The organism is Flavobacterium sp. (assembly GCF_028712645.1).
Classification (GTDB): Bacteria; Bacteroidota; Bacteroidia; order Flavobacteriales; family Flavobacteriaceae; genus Flavobacterium.
On the sequence record NZ_JAQTPQ010000047.1, the window covers coordinates 1 to 17,471 of the forward strand.

Annotated in this window: 16 protein-coding genes; 11 read left to right on the plus strand and 5 right to left on the minus strand. The window is 33.1% G+C overall.

Annotated elements, in window-relative coordinates:
- The 3 genes from PHC28_RS05405 to PHC28_RS05415 form a co-directional block, all read right to left on the minus strand.
- A partial coding sequence (locus PHC28_RS05405; protein WP_300097035.1) for a dihydroneopterin aldolase occupies nucleotides 1–298 on the minus strand: 298 nt, incomplete at its 3' end.
- 1 nt (nucleotide 299) lies between these two features.
- The gene (locus PHC28_RS05410; protein ID WP_300097037.1) at nucleotides 300–599 is read right to left on the minus strand and encodes a type II toxin-antitoxin system RelE/ParE family toxin; all 300 of its coding nucleotides are present in this window, start codon (nucleotides 597–599) and stop codon (nucleotides 300–302) included.
- On the minus strand, nucleotides 589–807 hold the full coding sequence (locus tag PHC28_RS05415) for a hypothetical protein (protein ID WP_300097039.1): 219 nt from the start codon (nucleotides 805–807) through the stop codon (nucleotides 589–591). The genes PHC28_RS05410 and PHC28_RS05415 overlap by 11 nt, the downstream gene beginning before the upstream one ends.
- 110 nt (nucleotides 808–917) lie before the next feature.
- On the opposite strand from PHC28_RS05415, the gene PHC28_RS05420 reads away from it, so the two are divergent.
- The 4 genes from PHC28_RS05420 to PHC28_RS05435 all read left to right on the plus strand — a co-directional run bounded on the left by PHC28_RS05420 (nucleotide 918) and on the right by PHC28_RS05435 (nucleotide 4,288).
- Entirely contained in the window at nucleotides 918–3,008 is a 2,091-nt protein-coding gene (locus PHC28_RS05420) for a glutamine--tRNA ligase/YqeY domain fusion protein (RefSeq protein WP_300097041.1), read from the plus strand.
- A gap of 300 nt (nucleotides 3,009–3,308) precedes the next feature.
- Entirely contained in the window at nucleotides 3,309–3,671 is a 363-nt protein-coding gene (locus PHC28_RS05425; protein WP_300097043.1) for a YtxH domain-containing protein, read from the plus strand.
- A gap of 11 nt (nucleotides 3,672–3,682) precedes the next feature.
- Complete coding sequence (locus tag PHC28_RS05430; protein WP_300097045.1) at nucleotides 3,683–4,033, plus strand: competence protein; 351 nt, start codon at nucleotides 3,683–3,685, stop codon at nucleotides 4,031–4,033.
- A 3-nt stretch (nucleotides 4,034–4,036) separates the two neighbouring features.
- Nucleotides 4,037–4,288 carry a DUF6327 family protein gene (locus PHC28_RS05435; protein ID WP_300097047.1) on the plus strand — a complete coding sequence of 84 codons (252 nt, stop codon included), beginning with the start codon at nucleotides 4,037–4,039 and terminating at the stop codon, nucleotides 4,286–4,288.
- Nucleotides 4,289–4,316: 28 nt separating this feature from the next.
- Here PHC28_RS05435 and PHC28_RS05440 read toward each other — a convergent pair whose 3' ends face one another.
- Nucleotides 4,317–5,297, minus strand: a complete 981-nt coding sequence (locus tag PHC28_RS05440) for an SPFH domain-containing protein (RefSeq protein ID WP_300097049.1) — start codon at nucleotides 5,295–5,297, stop codon at nucleotides 4,317–4,319.
- Between the two features lie 77 nt (nucleotides 5,298–5,374).
- On the opposite strand from PHC28_RS05440, the gene PHC28_RS05445 reads away from it, so the two are divergent.
- Complete coding sequence (locus PHC28_RS05445; protein WP_300097051.1) at nucleotides 5,375–6,013, plus strand: PorT family protein; 639 nt, start codon at nucleotides 5,375–5,377, stop codon at nucleotides 6,011–6,013.
- 33 nt (nucleotides 6,014–6,046) lie between these two features.
- Here the strand turns inward: PHC28_RS05445 and gltX are convergent, their stop codons facing one another.
- Nucleotides 6,047–7,555, minus strand: coding sequence for a glutamate--tRNA ligase (gene gltX, locus PHC28_RS05450; RefSeq protein ID WP_300097053.1), 1,509 nt, complete (start codon nucleotides 7,553–7,555; stop codon nucleotides 6,047–6,049).
- 252 nt (nucleotides 7,556–7,807) lie between these two features.
- Here gltX and PHC28_RS05455 point away from each other — a divergent pair, with 252 nt between their 5' ends.
- The 6 genes from PHC28_RS05455 to PHC28_RS05480 all read left to right on the plus strand — a co-directional run.
- The gene (locus PHC28_RS05455; protein WP_300097055.1) at nucleotides 7,808–11,104 is read left to right on the plus strand and encodes a hypothetical protein; all 3,297 of its coding nucleotides are present in this window, start codon (nucleotides 7,808–7,810) and stop codon (nucleotides 11,102–11,104) included.
- Nucleotides 11,101–11,520, plus strand: coding sequence for an rRNA maturation RNase YbeY (gene ybeY, locus PHC28_RS05460; RefSeq protein ID WP_300097057.1), 420 nt, complete (start codon nucleotides 11,101–11,103; stop codon nucleotides 11,518–11,520). Before PHC28_RS05455 ends, ybeY begins: the two co-directional genes overlap by 4 nt.
- 143 nt (nucleotides 11,521–11,663) lie before the next feature.
- Nucleotides 11,664–13,535: a tRNA uridine-5-carboxymethylaminomethyl(34) synthesis enzyme MnmG gene (mnmG, locus tag PHC28_RS05465; RefSeq protein ID WP_300097059.1), complete on the plus strand. Its 1,872-nt coding sequence runs from the start codon at nucleotides 11,664–11,666 to the stop codon at nucleotides 13,533–13,535.
- An 84-nt stretch (nucleotides 13,536–13,619) separates the two neighbouring features.
- Complete coding sequence (locus tag PHC28_RS05470; RefSeq protein ID WP_300097061.1) at nucleotides 13,620–14,480, plus strand: class I SAM-dependent methyltransferase; 861 nt, start codon at nucleotides 13,620–13,622, stop codon at nucleotides 14,478–14,480.
- Nucleotides 14,481–14,710: 230 nt separating this feature from the next.
- Nucleotides 14,711–15,274: an OmpH family outer membrane protein gene (locus tag PHC28_RS05475; protein ID WP_300097063.1), complete on the plus strand. Its 564-nt coding sequence runs from the start codon at nucleotides 14,711–14,713 to the stop codon at nucleotides 15,272–15,274.
- A 97-nt stretch (nucleotides 15,275–15,371) separates the two neighbouring features.
- A partial coding sequence (locus PHC28_RS05480; protein ID WP_300097065.1) for an AAA family ATPase occupies nucleotides 15,372–17,471 on the plus strand: 2,100 nt, incomplete at its 3' end.

Genomic DNA, 17,471 nt, shown 5'->3' on the forward strand with positions numbered 1-17,471 from the left:
TCAGTTTTGAAACTGCAGCATTTATCCACGAAATAGACGGAATTTCCTTGAAAGATCTTGTAATTATTCTTTTAGCAACGTGTTCTAATAAATGAGAACGAATCGCCATTTCTTCAACAACAATACGGTTCAAAAGCACGTAATCTACCGTATCTTCCAGATTATCTGAAACAGCCGATTTTCTTAAATCAGTTTTTACTTCTAAATCAACAGCGTAATCAGAGCCTATTTTTCCTTCTTCAATTAAACAGCCGTGATAGGAGTAAGTACGGATGTTTTTTAGTTTAATAATTCCCATTTTATAGTTTTATTTTGGTGTTTTCTGGATTTTGATAGTCACAAGTTACAGCTTGAATTGAAACAATTTTTTCGAATTCATCAACTGTAAAATGAATAGTATAAGGGAATTTCTTTAAAGGTAAGATGCGAACAATTTTATATTTTTCCTCAAAAAAAGGAATTTTATAAAGTGTTTTTAAATGGTCTTCATAATCTAAAAGAAATTTTTTTCCCAAACCTTTTCGAATTTTTTCATAGTATAGAACAGCCTCTTCAATTTCTAAATCGGCTCTTTTTACTATTAAAACTTTAAAAACCATATTTCTTTTTTAAATCTTCCAAAGCCACATCGGCATCAATATAATCCTCTGGTTTAGCGTTTTTCATACGTTCTAAAACCATTTCTTGTTGCCAAATCGGAACTTCATTCGCTACATTTTCGTCTATGGAAACGTCGGGAATATGCTTAAAAAAACTAATAAAAGTTTCGTAAAAACTGTCTGGAATTGTAACGGTTAATTGTCTCATAACGTTTAATATTTATACAAAAATACTAATAAATTTAATTCAAAGTCTATTATCTCCAAGTCTATTATCTATCATCTATTTTTTTACCTTTGCAATTCAAAATAATAATTATGTCAACCGAAGAGAAATCACTTCATTTTATAGAACAAATCATAGAAGACAACTTAGCAAGCGGTTTTCCCCAAGCCAATTTACGTTTTCGTTTTCCACCAGAACCTAATGGGTATTTACACATTGGTCACGCCAAATCTATTTGCTTGAATTTTGGTTTGGGTTTAAAGTACAGTGCGCCAGTAAACTTGCGTTTTGACGATACAAATCCCGCCAAAGAAGAGCAAGAATATGTTGATGCAATCAAAGATGATTTGCATTGGTTGGGTTTCGAATGGGCCGAAGAGCGTTTTGCTTCTGATTATTTCCAACAACTTTACGATTGGGCGGTTCTTATGATTCAGAAAGGAAAAGCCTATGTTGACAGTCAATCTTCCGAGGATATGGCGACTCAAAAAGGAACTCCAACACAACCAGGAATTAATGGTCCGTTTAGAAATCGTTCTGTTGAAGAAAATTTGAATTTGTTCCAAGGAATGAAAAACGGTGATTTTCCAGAAGGAAGCCACGTTTTGCGTGCTAAAATTGATATGGCATCCACCAATATGTTGATGCGTGATCCGTTGATGTATCGAATTTTGCACCGTCATCATCACAGAACAGGGAACGATTGGAAAATCTATCCAATGTATGATTTCGCTCACGGCGAAAGCGATTATATCGAGCAAATTTCGCATTCTATTTGTACGTTGGAGTTTGTGATGCACAGAGAATTATACAATTGGTTTTTAGACCAAATTTATGATGATAAGAAAGTAAGACCCAACCAATATGAGTTTGCGCGTTTGAACTTGAATTATACCGTAATGAGCAAGCGAAAACTATTGCAATTGGTTCAAGAAAATATAGTTAACGGTTGGGATGATCCAAGAATGCCTACGATTTCAGGTTTGCGTCGAAGAGGTTACACGGCGAATTCCATTCGGAAATTTTGTGATATCATTGGCGTTGCCAAAAGAGAAAACGTGATTGATGTTTCGCTTTTGGAATTTTGTTTACGCGAAGATTTAAACAAAACAGCTCCAAGAGTTATGGCCGTTTTAGATCCAATAAAAGTGATAATTACCAATTATACATCAGAAAAAGAAGAATTTTTGGATGCTGAAAACAATCAGGAAGACGACGAAGCAGGTTTCAGAAAAGTACCTTTTTCAAGAGAATTATACATCGAAAGAGAAGATTTTTTAGAAGAAGCTCCAGCCAAATTTTTCAGATTATCCATTGGAAGAGAAGTACGATTGAAAAACGCCTACATTATTAAAGGCGAAAGTGTTGTAAAAGATGCAGATGGAAATATCACCGAAATTCACGTAACTTATGACGAAGAATCTCGTTCAGGAAGCGGGAGCGAAGCCAGCCAAAGAAAAGTGGCCGGAACCTTGCATTGGGTTTCCATCAAACACGCCATTGAAGCTGAAGTTCGTTTGTATGACCGACTTTTTATCGATGAATCACCGGACAGCCATAAAGAGAAAAACTTCCTGGATTTTATGAATCCTAATTCATTGCAAATTGTAAAAGGTTTTGTGGAACCAAGTCTTTCGGATGTACAATCAGACGAAAAATTCCAGTTTCAACGTTTGGGTTATTTCAATGTTGATAAGGATTCAACCGTTTCAAGATTGGTTTTCAATAAAACCGTTGGACTTAAAGATGCTTGGGAAGAAAAAGGAAAAAAAGAAGAAAATTTATTGATGAATACCCAAAAGGAAATCAATAAATATGTCAAAGAAAAAGACGAAAATACAGCAGAAAACCTTCTAAAATCAATTATCGAAAACATCAAAAGCATTGATAATTACAGTTTGATTGTCAACACAATTGTCAAAAACATAAAAAACGATAATAATTCATTACTGTTTTCGAATTTGGTTTTACATTTTTCAGATAAAGCTAAAGCAAGAGACATAGAAGAAGAGCATTTGACAAAGTTATATTCGATGTCGTTAAAAAGCCAATTGGCGTCAGTTCGGTTTTTTGCTATTCAAAATTTAAAAAATGATTTAAATAATTTGAATGAGTTTAAAACACAACTTTCAGAATTGAAAAATACTGAAAAAAATGAAAAAGTTTTAGAGTTGTTAAATTAATTTTACCAATAGATTTTTATAATTAAAAAGCGCTTTTTTAGGCGCTTTTTTTATTATTGTCAATTTCTATATAATTTCTAATTGTTATAAAATTTGGCAATCAAAATTGGCTTTCATAAATTAGTTTTAAAGGATTTTTACAACTCAGACTACTACTTTTATATTCATTTAAATATTTATCAAAATACGCCGCGCTATGTTCGTTTTAAGAAAACTACAACTACTTTAACTGCTTATTAACACAGTTGTGTTAATAAAGTTTGTAACTTTAAAGTATTATTAATTTTAATTCTAAAAACGATGTCAAACAACACAGGAAATTCAGTATTGGCACTTTTATTAGGTGCAGCGATTGGAGTAGGAGTAGGGATTTTATTTGCTCCGGATAAAGGTTCAAAAACCAGGGAAAAAATAAAAGATGGTTTTGATGATGCCAAAGACAATTTAAAACATAAATTTGAAGAAGCATCTCATCAATTGAGAAATAAATTTTCGGGAGCAAAATATGACTTGGAAGAAACCTATGAAGATTTGGTTTCAAATATGAGTCATAAAACCGAAGACGTCATTTCTTTTTTGGAAACAAAGTTGGCTGATTTGAAAGAACAAAACGCCAAGCTTCAAAAAAAACAGATGGCTAATCAACAAAAAGAAACCGCTTAAATAACATATTTATGGCTTTCGAAGAACTAAAAGAACACACCGAAGACATTCAAAAACAAGCAAAAGAATACATTGAAAATAGTGTAGCGTATTATAAACTATGGGGTTTCAAAGTAGCGATGAAATCGACTACGATGATATTGAAATTTATATTAATTGCAATGTCGTTGTCAATGGTTTTATTATTTTGTTCTGTAGCTGGTGCTTTTGCAATTGGAGAAGCCTTGGATAGTAATGCGTTGGGATTTCTTATCGTTGGCGGAATTTACTTAGCCATTACCGGACTTTTATTTTTAATTAAGGATAAAGTTGTTGAAGGACCCATTTTGGAGAAATTTTCAGAAATCTTTTTTAATGACTAAAATATGGAAACCAAAAAATATTCTTCTTACGAACAGATAGAATTAGAACTAAAAATTTTGAAGCTCAAAAAAGAACTGAGTTATCAGAAGGTGGTTTGGAATGCTCAAAAAATAAATGAAGGTTTCACGGCAAAAAAAATCATTAATGAAGGTATTGGGTATTATAAATCGATATTTTTTAATTCCTCCGGAATGATTCTCAACATAGCAATTCCACTGATAATTAATTGGTTAAAAAAGAAAAGAGGCAATTAAGCCTCTTTTTCTTTTTTTAAAAATTAGACTAAACCTCCGTTTCTGGGGTTTGAGATTGTTCATCTAAAAGAGTTTCATTTTTTTTCAATTTAGACTTTCTATCTGTATTTTTTTTCATCATTTCTCCCACTTGGTTTGAAGCAGAGAAGGAGGCAACCATATTGTTTAGCATATCGCTTCCAGCTTGCGGAGAGTTTGGCAATAAAATAAGATTTGAGTTAGCATCTGCGCCAATTGCCTGTAAAGTATCGTAATGTTGCGTTACCACAATCAAAGCCGAAGCTTCTTGCGAATTGATTCCGACTTTGTTCAAAACATCTACACTTTCAACCAGTCCACGAGCAATTTCTCTTCTTTGGTCGGCAATACCTTGACCTTGCAAACGTTTACTTTCCGCTTCCGCTTTGGCTTTGGCCACGATTCTAATTCTGGAGGCTTCTGCTTCAAATTCGGCAACTGTTTTTTCTCTATCAGCTGCATTAATTCTGTTCATAGCATTTTTTACCTGAATATCAGGATCAATATCTGTAACCAATGTGTTGATAATTGTGTAGCCATAAGTGGTCATTGCTTCGTTTAATTCTCTTTTTACAGCAATAGCAATATCGTCTTTTCTTTCGAAAACGTCGTCCAATTTTAGTTTTGGAACTTCAGCACGAACAACGTCAAAAACATAAGAAGTAATTTGGTCGTGTGGATATTCTAGTTTGTAAAAAGCGTCATAAACGGTTTCTTTTACTACCATAAACTGAACAGATACTTTTAGTTTTACAAAGACATTATCTTTGGTTTTGGTTTCGATAATAACGTCTAATTGTTGGATTTTAAGATTAACACGGCCTGCAATCCTATCAATCAATGGAATTTTTAGTTGGAGACCAGATTGTCTGATACTCAAAAATTTTCCAAACCGTTCCACAATAATTGCGGTTTGTTGTTTTACGGTAAAAAACGAAGAAAGAAAAATAAATAATCCAATAACAATAAGGATAATTAATGTAATGTCCATAAGAGATATAATTTAGTTAAAAAAGAACTGTTAAATTACAAAAAATCTTTAGGTTTGCCCTCGTATAATTCAATTTTATGAAAAAGATATTTTTTACGGCTGTTTTTACACTAATTACAACAATTGTTTTTGCTCAATATAATTATAGAGATTCTAATAGAATTGGGATTTCTTTTGGTGTAAACCAGTTTACTTTAAACACGAATGATTTCCAAACAAAACCAGGAACAGGCTGGAATGCAGGACTTTCTATGCGAGGAAATTTCTATGATGATTGGGATATGGTTTATTCGATGCAATTCAGTGAGAACAATTTTTTGGTTGCCACCAATAGTGGATTTATAACGGAAGATACCAATTATAAATTGTCTTCAGCCCAAATATCTTTGCAATTGAGTTTTAGAATAATCGAAAATCATTTAACAGTCGAGTTCGGACCAACTGTTCAGGTAAATGGTAAACTAAATATTGATAAGGTTAACGAAAACAATGTAATTTCTGGAACGACATTACTAGCAAAAGATATTGTAGCTATTTCTCAATTTAATTTTTATCCAACGGTAGGAATTACTGTTGGAGCCAAGCATTTTAGGGTAAATATTTCCTATCAATATGGAATCAATAATATGTTAGGAAATTTAAATAATAAAAATTTAGGTGTTGATTTAAAAGGGAATGCGGGAATTTTGAATGGTAATTTAGTAATTTATTTATAAAAAAAGTCTCGAATCAATCGGGACTTTTTAGTTTTATAAAGTAGCTATCGCTTTCTCAATTCTCTTAATCGTTTCTTCTTTTCCAATGAGTTCCACGATGTCAAATAAATGTGGTCCTTTCAAAGCGCCAACCAAACTCAATCGAAACGGCTGCATTACTTTTCCCATTCCAATTTCGTTTTTCGTCATCCAATTTTTTACGATGGTTTCGATATTCAATGAAGTAAAATCGGTTATTTCACTAAGAACAGAAATCAATTCCTGCATTAAAGCTGGCGTTTCTTCTTTCCAGTTTTTTGATGCTTTCTCGTCATAAGATGTTGGAGTCACAAAAAAGAAATCACTCAAATCCCAAAATTCTGAAACGAAATTGGCCCGTTCTTTTATTAAACTCACAATTTTTGTCACATCGAGCGCAGTCGAGATACTTTTCTTTTCTAATTCTGATATAAAAGCTTTCGCTAAATCAGCATCATTTTGTTTCATCAAATATTGATGATTGAACCACTTGTTTTTCTCAGGATCAAATTTTGCTCCCGCTTTATGAACTCTACTTAAATCGAAAGCTTTTTCTAGTTCTTCCAAAGAAAATAATTCTTTTTCTGTTCCGTCATTCCAGCCCAATAAAGCTAGAAAGTTGACTACAGCTTCTGGAAAGAATCCTTTTTCTCTGTAACCAGAAGATGTTTCTCCTGATTTTGGATCTGACCAATTTAGCGGAAATACTGGAAATCCCATTTTATCACCATCTCGTTTGGATAATTTTCCGTTTCCAACTGGTTTCATAATTAAAGGTAAATGTGCGAATTCAGGCGCCTCCCAACTAAAGGCTTGGTACAACATCACGTGTAGTGGCATTGATGGCAACCATTCTTCGCCACGAATTACGTGCGAAGTTTCCATTAAATGGTCATCAACAATATTCGCCAAATGATAGGTTGGCATTCCGTCACTTTTGAACAAAACTTTATCGTCCAGTAAATTGGTTTCAAACTTTACTTCACCACGAATAATATCTTGCAAATGCAAAGTTTCGTTCACAGGCGTTTTGAAACGGATCACATAATCTTCTCCAGCAGCAATTCTTTTAGCAGTTTCCAAGGCAGAAATTACCAAAGAAGTATCTAGTTTTTCACGGTTGTGATGGTTGTAAATAAATGTTTTTCCTTGTTCTTCGTGTTGTTTTCTGTGAAAATCTAAAGCTTCGGCAGTGTCAAAAGCATAATAAGCATTTCCTGAGTTGATTAATTCATCGGCATATTGTTTGTACAAATGCTTTCTTTCCGATTGTTTGTAAGGGCCAAATTTTTCATTTTTCCCAATGGTTTCATCAGGAGCAATTCCCAACCATTCCAATGCTTCCATAATATATTCTTCGGCACCAGGAACAAAACGATTTTGATCTGTGTCTTCAATTCGAAGAAAGAAAACACCATTGTTTTTTTTGGCAAACAAATAATTGAATAGGGCAGTACGAACGCCGCCAATATGTAAAGGTCCAGTTGGACTTGGTGCAAAACGCACTCGAACTTGCTTTGACATTTCTGTAATTTTTTTTGCAAAGATAAGAAGTTCTTTTTGCCACGAAGACACAAAGACACAAAGTTCATTTTTTATTTAGTTGCCATAAAAGGAATTTAAGCTCATTTAAGTTGATTCGACACAAGCCTTATATGTTCTTAAATGTCTTATATGGTTCAAAATTATTTTCTAATTTATTGTTTAATTAATTTTTAACATTGACAGAATTTAAAAATGGTTACTTTTAGCGGTTATAAATTCAAGGAATAAATTTTGGAACAATCAAAATTCATATATCATAAATTAGAACTTTTCATCAAAAAGTTTTACACCAATGAACTGATTCGAGGAATGATTTTCTTCATCGGTTTAGGATTGTTGTATTTCTTGTTCACGCTCTTTGTGGAATATTTTCTTTGGCTCAAGCCAACAGGAAGAACCATCTTGTTTTGGATTTTTATTATCGTAGAAGTCTTTCTCTTTATCCGATTTATTTTGTTTCCAATATTTCAATTATTCAAATTTCGAAAAGGAATTGATTATCAAGAAGCATCAACTATAATTGGAAATCATTTCACAGAAGTAAGTGACAAACTGACGAATTTCCTTCAATTGTCGAATGACCAATATAAATCAGAATTGTTATTGGCTTCCATAGAACAAAAGGCAAATTCGTTACAGCCAATTCCTTTTGGAAACGCCATTAATTTTAAAGCGAATCGAAAATATTTACCATTGGCGATTCTACCTATTTTGCTTTTTGCTTTCTTTTATATTTCTGGAAACAGTAAAATACTTTCTCAAAGTTTGAATAGAGTGGTGCATTTTCAAGAGCAATTTTTACGACCAGCACCTTTTCAATTTGTCGTTTTGAACAAGGATTTGCAAACGGAACAAAACAAGGATTTTATCATTCGTATAAAAACTGAAGGCAAAATAATTCCTGAAAATGCGATGATTTTCATTGGTGATGAAAGCTATTTTATGGAAACCATCAAAGCAGGAGAATTTCAATATATAATTGAAAATCCAACTTCAAATGTTTCGTTTCACGTGGAAGCGAATGCGGTTTATTCACAAGATTATGAGCTGAATGTGGTCGCCGTTCCTTCGATTGCTAATTTTGAAATGCAGTTGAATTTTCCATCTTATTTGAATAAAAAACCAGAAACCATCAAGGGAAATGGAAATGCAATCATTCCTGAGGGAACTCGTGTTACTTGGAAAATTAATGCTTTGGCAACACAAAATGTAGATTGGAAAGATTTAACTTCTAATTTTCCTTTTTCGAAATCTGAAAATAACTTTTCTTTCGTTAAAAACATTTTTCAAAACACAGATTATCAAATTCTTACTTCTAATGTGAAAGTTAAAGATTATGAGAAGTTGAATTATCAACTCTCTGTAATTAAAGACCAGTTTCCAACAATTACTGTAAACAATGCGCCAGATAGTTTAAAAGTTGATAAAAGCTTTGTTTTAGGTCAAATCTCGGATGATTATGGGTTGTCTAAACTTCAAATCGTTTATTATCCCAAAAACAAACCAGAAGCTTTAAAACGTGGAATAATTGCCGTTAGGAAAGAAGTGTTTGACCAATTTATTTTTGCCTTTCCTGGAAATCTTCCTGTGGAACAAGGTGTTTCTTATGAATATTATTTCGAGGTTTTCGATAATGACGCGATTCATAATTTCAAAAGCACAAAATCTTCTGTTTTCTCTAATCGTATTGCTACTGATGAAGAAAAACAAGATCAAGATTTTCAAGAACAAAATAACAATGTTAATAGTTTAGAGAAATCATTAATAAACCAAGACAAGCAAATTTCTGATTTAGAAAAACTTCAAAATGCCAATAAAGAAAAAGAAAATCTCGAATTCAAAGATCGTCAAAAGATTGAAGATTTTATAAAGCGTCAAAAACAACAAGACGAATTGATGAAAAACTTTGCCGAGAAAATGAAAGATAATCTTGACAAATCTAAAACTGATAAAAAAGACGAATTTAAAGAAGCTTTGCAAAAAAGATTGGATAATATTGACAAGGATTTTGAAAAAAACAAAAAATTATTAGATGAACTAAAAGAACTGAATGACAAAATCCAGCAAGAAGATTTGGTGGAGAAAATGGATAAGTTCAAACAAAATGCAAAAAATCAAACCAAGAGTTTGGAGCAATTGGTAGAACTGACCAAGAAATATTATGTTCAGAAAAAAGCAGAACAACTAAAAGATAAATTGGATAAACTTTCAAATAAACAAGAAGATTTATCAAATAAAGATAAGGAAAACAACGCCGAAAATCAAGAAAAAATCAATAAGGAATTTGATAAAATTAAAGATGAATTACAAGATTTAGATAAAGAAAACAAGGAATTAAAAAAACCTTTGGATGTTGGAATTGATAAAGAAAAAGAAAAAAGTATAGATGAAGATTTGAATAAAGCTTCTGATGAATTGCAAAAAGACAAGAAATCAAGTGCTAAACCAAAGCAAAAAAGTGCTTCCAAAAAAATGAAACAAATGTCCCAAAAAATGGAACAAAGTATGGAAAGCGGAGAAATGGAACAACTTGAAGAAGATATAGCGATGTTGCGTCAAATCCTCGATAATTTATTGGCTTTTTCGTTTTCACAAGAAGATTTAATGGATAAATTCAAAACGTTTAAAATGGGTTCTCCAGCGTTTAATAAAAATTTAAAACTCCAACAAGATTTAAAACTTCAGTTCAAACACATCGACGACAGTTTGTTCGCGATGTCTTTGCGTAATCCAAAATTTGAGGAGAACATCACAAAAGAAATTGGAAATACGCAGTATAATATGGACAAATCCTTAGAGTCTTTTGTTGATGCACAAATTCCTAAAGGCATTTCGCATCAGCAATATGCAGTTTCATCCTCAAATAAATTGGCTAATTTTTTAGCTGATATTTTAGATAATATGCAAATGTCTATGTCAAGTATTGGAGCTGGGAAACCAAAACCTGGACAAGGAGAAGGAATGCAATTACCCGATATTATAAAAAAACAGGAAGGTTTGGCTAAGAAAATGCAGGATGGTATAAAAAATGGTCAAAAACCAGGCGAAGGGAAAGAGGGAAAAAAAAGCAAAGATGGTCAAAAGAGCGGTTCTGAAGGGGAAAATGGAGAAGACGGAGAAGGAGACGCAAAAGCAATAATGGAAATATATAAAGAACAAAAACAATTGCGCGAAGCACTACAAAATGAATTAGAAAAACAAGGAATTGGAGGAAGCGGTCAAAATGCATTGGAGCAAATGAAACAAATCGAAAAGCAGTTATTAGACAAAGGTTTTAAAAACGAAGTACTTCAAAAAGCTATTAATGTTAAACAGGAACTTTTGAAACTTGACACAGCTATTCAACAACAAGGACAGGAAAATAAACGCCAATCTGAGACAAATAAAAATGACTTCAGTAATCAATCAAAAGCTTTACCGAAGTCGCTATCGGAATATTTAAACAGCATAGAAATATTAAATAGACAATCCTTACCTTTGCGCTCCAATTTTAACCAAAAAGTTCAAGAATATTTCAATAAAAAATGATAGAATTTAATTACGAGACCGAATTTGCGTTAGAGAACGAGGAAGCCATTGGCAACTGGATTTCTAACGTCATAAAATCTGAAGGTAAAAAAGAAGGTGAAATTAATTATATTTTTTGTGATGACGAGTACTTGTTGCAAATAAATCAGGAACACTTGCAACACGATTTCTATACGGATATTATCAGTTTTGATTATACTGTCGGTAACGAAATTAATGGAGATATGTTTATTTCTATTGACAGAGTAAAAGAAAATGCTGTTGATTTCAATGTTTCTTTTGAAGAAGAATTAAAGAGGGTTATTGTTCACGGCGTATTGCATTACTGTGGATACAAAGACAAATCAGAAGCCGACGAGCTTTTGATGAGAAGCAAAGAGGATGAAAAAATCGCGATGTTTCACGTGGAACAATAGCATTCAATTTTTAATTTTACAAACGGGTGTTTCACGTGGAACATTGCTTTTCTGAATTGAATATCTTAAACTGATTGTTTCACGTGGAACAACATTAAAAATGATTTTGGATAGTAAGTCCAAAATCGAAAACTATAAAGAAAATGTTTCTAGAAGAATATGATGTAATTGTAGTTGGTGCGGGTCACGCTGGTTGCGAGGCTGCTGCTGCTGCTGCCAATTTGGGTTCGAAAACCTTGTTGGTAACAATGAGTTTGCAAAACATTGCACAAATGTCTTGTAATCCTGCAATGGGGGGAATCGCAAAAGGACAAATCGTTCGCGAGATTGATGCGCTTGGCGGTTATTCTGGAATTGTTTCTGATAATACGGCGATTCAATTCAAGATGTTGAACAAGTCAAAAGGGCCGGCAATGTGGTCTCCAAGAGTGCAAAGTGATCGTATGCGTTTTGCTGAGGAATGGAGATTGATGTTGGAGCGAACTCCAAATCTGGATTTTTATCAAGAAATGGTGAAGGGATTGATTATTGAAAATGGTATAATCAAAGGAATTCGCACTTCACTAGGAGTCGAAATTAAAGCAAAATCGGTTGTTTTGACTAATGGAACTTTCTTGAATGGATTGATTCACATTGGCGAAAAACAGTTTGGTGGAGGAAGAGCGGGTGAAAGTGCCGCTTATGGAATTACTGAAGATTTAGTCAATGCAGGTTTTCAAGCTGGAAGAATGAAAACTGGAACTCCTCCAAGAGTTGATGGACGTTCATTGGATTATTCAAGAATGAATGAGGAAAAAGGAGATGCTAAACCAGATAAATTTTCATATTCTGATATTACCAAACCTTTGATTCTTCAGAAATCCTGTCATATGACGTATACTTCTCCCGAAGTTCATAATATTTTAAAGGAGGGTTTTGATCGTTCGCCAATGTTTAACGGACGAATAAAAAGTATAGGTCCAAGATATTGTCCATCCATTGAAGACAAAATAAATAGATTTGCTGACAAGGAAAGACATCAATTATTTGTGGAGCCAGAAGGATGGAATACGGTTGAAGTTTATGTAAATGGATTCTCTACTTCGCTTCCTGAAGACATTCAGTTTAAAGCATTACGCTCAGTTGTAGGATTTGAAAAAGTGAAATTTTTCCGTCCAGGATATGCGATTGAATACGATTATTTTCCGCCAACACAATTAAAACATACTTTAGAAACGAAGTTGGTTGAAGGTTTGTATTTTGCTGGACAAATAAACGGAACTACAGGTTATGAAGAAGCGGCTTCTCAAGGATTGATGGCTGGAATTAATGCTGCTTTAAAAGTGCAAGAAAAAGCACCACTAATTTTAAAAAGGGACGAGGCCTATATTGGGGTTCTAATTGATGATTTAATTACAAAAGGAACCGAAGAACCCTATAGAATGTTTACTTCTCGTGCTGAATTTAGAACTTTATTGCGTCAAGATAATGCAGACTTTAGATTAACACCAATGTCTTATGAGATTGGATTGGCTTCCGAAAAGCGTTTGCGTAGGATGGAACATAAACTAAATGAATCCGAAAAAATGGTGGCATTCTTCAAAGAAACAAGCGTTTCTGTTGCTGAAGCAAATCCAATTTTGGAATCAAAAGGAACTGCTTTAATTACACAAGGCGATAAAATGTTCAAAGTTTTTTCTCGACCTCAAATTGACCTAGAAGACATTATTAAATTCGAAAAAGTGACAGCTTATGTTGCGGAAAACAATTTAGATCAAGAAATATTAGAACAAGCCGAAATACAAGTGAAGTATTCAGGATATATTGAAAAGGAAAGAAATAATGCTAACAAAACAACCCGACTCGAAGATGTAAAAATCCCTGAGAACTTCGATTACAACAAAATAAAGTCAATGTCGATTGAAGCCAAGCAAAAATTAAGCAAAATCCGTCCCGTAACCATTTCACAAGCGTCTAGAATTAGTGGAGTTTCGCCAAGTGACGTTTCGGTATTGTTGATTTATATGGGAAGATAAATTAAAAATCAATGTGTTCCACGTGAAACTACTTTGTGAGAGCTTGATATTATTGATGATTTTAAAAAATAACAAAATATATAAATGGACATTTCAAACAAAAAACTTTTTCTTAGTGTAAAAGATTATTCGGTTTCTAAAGAAACTTTCGATTTGTATTATGACGAAACTTTGGATATGCTAATTACTCATCCGCAACCGAGTTTAGAAAATCTAGGCAAGTATTACGAAAGTGAAGATTACATTTCACACACTGACAATAAGCGTTCTTTGTTTGAAAAACTATACCATTTTATAAAAAGTATTGCTTTAAAGAATAAACTCAATTTGATAAATTCTCTTCAATCTCAAAAAGGAAAAATTTTAGACATTGGAGCAGGAACAGGAGAATTTTTATCAGTTGCAAAAAAAGATGGTTGGCAAACAATAGGTGTGGAGCCAAGCGAAAAAGCTAAAGGAATTGCAAAAAGTAAAGGAGTTTCATTTGTTGAACAAACAAGTGAGTTAGAAAATCAATCTTTCGATGTGATTTCGATGTGGCACGTTTTAGAACACGTTCCTGATTTAGATAAACAAATTAAAGAATTAAAACGCTTGTTAAAACCAAACGGAACATTAATTATTGCTGTTCCCAATTTCAAATCTTTCGACGCAGAACATTACGGAAAATTTTGGGCTGCTTTTGATGTACCCATCCATTTTTGGCATTTTTCGAAAACTGCCATAAAAATGCTTTTCGAAAAAGAAGAAATGAGATTGGAAAAAATCTTACCAATGAAATTTGATTCCTTTTATGTGAGTTTACTTTCTGAAAAATACAAATCAGGAAAAATGAATTTTATTAAGGCTTTTTTCATCGGATTGCGATCCAATTGGAAGGCGAGGAAGAATTTTGAATATTCTTCTCACATTTACATCCTAAAAAACAAGTTAAAATCATTTTAAACGCATTTAAGCTAAGTTTTTATGTGGTTTGATGTTATGCCTGCAGTGTTTTAGAAAAATGTTTAAAAAACGAGCTATTAAAGCGGTTTTTAATAAGTAAAAACGATAAATTCATAAAAAGCAATAACAAAAACTGATACAATAAATAATTAGCATTTTTCAAACTTTGTCCCAATGCTATTTATTTTTTTATATTTTTGTGAACAATACTAAAAAAAGAAAAATCTAAAATGAAAAAAGCATTATTAATTATCGCAGTTTCGATTTCAATTGTTGCCTGCAATAAAACAGCAGAAGTTAAAGAAGCTAAAGAAGCAAAAACAGCCTATGTTGACACTTCAGTCTTATTAAAAGAATATACAGCAACAAAAGATTTGGATGCTAAATATAAAGCAAAAGGAGAAGAAAAAGGAAGACAGCTAGAGGCAGAATACAATCGTTTGAAGCAAGAAGAGGCGAATTTCAAAAAAAATGCGCAAACAAACGGACAAGAATGGGCACAACAAAAATATGCTGAGTTACAAAACAGAGAACAACAATTGGCTCAAGCACAACAAGCTTTGACACAACAATTCCAACAAGAAGGTGGCGCAGAAATGGATACATTAGTAAGCGGTGTGAAAAAGTTCATTAAAGCTTATGGTAAAGAAAAAGGCTACACTTATATTTATGGAACTAACGATGCTAATGCAAGTATTTTATATGCTGAAGACAAATCTGACATCACTAAAGAACTTGTCAAATTATTGAACGACAAGTATAAATCTCAAGCAAAAGAGGAAGTTAAAAAGTAATATTCTTAAAAAGGAAAAATTAAATGTCACGCAATTGCGTGACATTTTTTGTTATATCAAGATTAAAACAATATTTTAGCTTTTAATTTATACCCAAATGCAAACCATTTCCGAAGCTGCTGAATATACTCTACGATTTATCAATCAAACGCATCGCTCTATTTTCCTTACGGGAAAAGCTGGAACTGGAAAAACGACGCTTTTACGTGAAATTATTCAAACCACACATAAAAATTGTGTTGTTGTTGCGCCAACAGGAATTGCAGCATTAAACGCAGGAGGAGTAACGATTCACTCAATGTTTCAGTTGCCTTTCGGTGGATTCATTCCGGATAATTCAGCACCACATTTTTCAGAAAATTCTAAGTTTGAAACCAAAGCAACTCTTCGCAGACACTTCAATATGAGTGGTTTAAAGAAGGCTGTCATTCGAAATATGGAATTACTCATCATTGATGAAGTAAGTATGCTTCGCGCTGATTTATTAGACGCAATGGATTTTATGATGCAAACTGTTCGAAGAAAAAGCATTCCTTTTGGTGGAGTTCAGGTATTATTTATTGGTGATTTATTGCAATTACCACCTGTAATTCGGGACGAAGAATGGAGAACATTAAAAACCTATTACAAAGGAAAATTCTTTTTTCATTCACACGTTGTTCAGCAAAATCCGCCGTTATATATTGAGTTGTCCAAGATTTTTCGTCAAACCGACGATGCCTTTATTTCGATTTTGAACAATCTCAGGAACAACCAAATTTCTTCGGCAGACATTCAAAACCTGAATCAATATGTGAAACCTGATTTCGATTTGAAAGCTAACAAAGGTTACATCACCTTGACCACTCACAATGCCAAAGCCGATGCAATGAATACGCAAGCTTTGGAAGATTTGGTGGGAAATTTGGTTATTTATAAACCATCAATTGTGGGCGATTTTCCTGAGAAAATATTTCCTATTGACGAAGAATTGAAATTGAAAGTAGGAGCGCAGGTAATGTTTGTGAAAAACGATTTGTCTTTTGATAAAAAGTATTTCAATGGCAAAATGGGAATCATAAAATCGCTTTCGAAAGAGGAGATTTTGGTTCATTTTCCCGAAGAAAATACCACCATCGAAGTCGAAAAATATGAATGGGAAAACATTCGTTATAAAGTGCATGAAAACACTAAAGAAATAGAGGAGGAAGTGTTAGGAACTTTTGTTCATTATCCAATAAAATTAGCTTGGGCAATCACTGTTCACAAAAGTCAAGGATTAACTTTTGACAAGGCAACACTTGATGTTTCGCAGGTTTTTCTTCCTGGACAAGCTTATGTAGCTTTATCTCGTTTGCGCTCGTTAAACGGCTTAATTTTGCTTTCTCCGCTTCGAATGAATGGCATTTCGAACGATCAGGATGTGATGGATTATTCGCTTAATAAGGCATCTGAAGAAATTCTAGAGAGTTCTTTGCAATTAGAAACCAGAAATTTTATCCATAATTTCCTAAATAGTAGTTTTGATTGGGTCGATTTAGCTCAAGAATGGCGAAATCATCAGTTTAGTTATACTGAAAAAGGAGAAAGCTCAGCCAAATCAAAACACACAGTTTGGGCAAGAAAACAAACTGAAGCAATCGAGTCACTTTTGGAGCCATCCAGAAAATTCATCCTGCAATTAAATAAATTGTTCAGTCAAGAAGAAGTTGATTTGCAACACGTTTTAGACCGAATAGAAGCAGCTTTCAATTATTTTTTGTTGCCAATGGACAATTTGGTTTTTGAAATTCTCTGGAAACTCGAAGAAGTAAAACGAATTAAAAAAGCAAAGGCATTTCACGATGAATTAGTCGTTCTCGAAGAACTGCAAATCAAAGCCGTTTTACGCTTAATGAAAGCTAAATTATTGATAGAAACTGTTGTGAAAGGCGAAACAATTTCGAAAGAAAAACTGTCTTCAGATGAAATTAAATATTACAAAATCAATAAGTTAAAAGTTATTCAAGAAGAATTTAAAAACGTAAATGTAACTTTAATCGAAGACGAAGCTGATTTAGAACGTTATTCTAAAACAAAGAAAGCGACCAAAGAACCCAAGAAATCAACCGTTAAGGAAACCTATGAATTGTGGCTCGAAAAGAATTCCATCAAAGAAATTGCAGCCATTAGAAAATTTACCGAGGAAACTATTTTGAGCCATTTAACCAAGTTGATT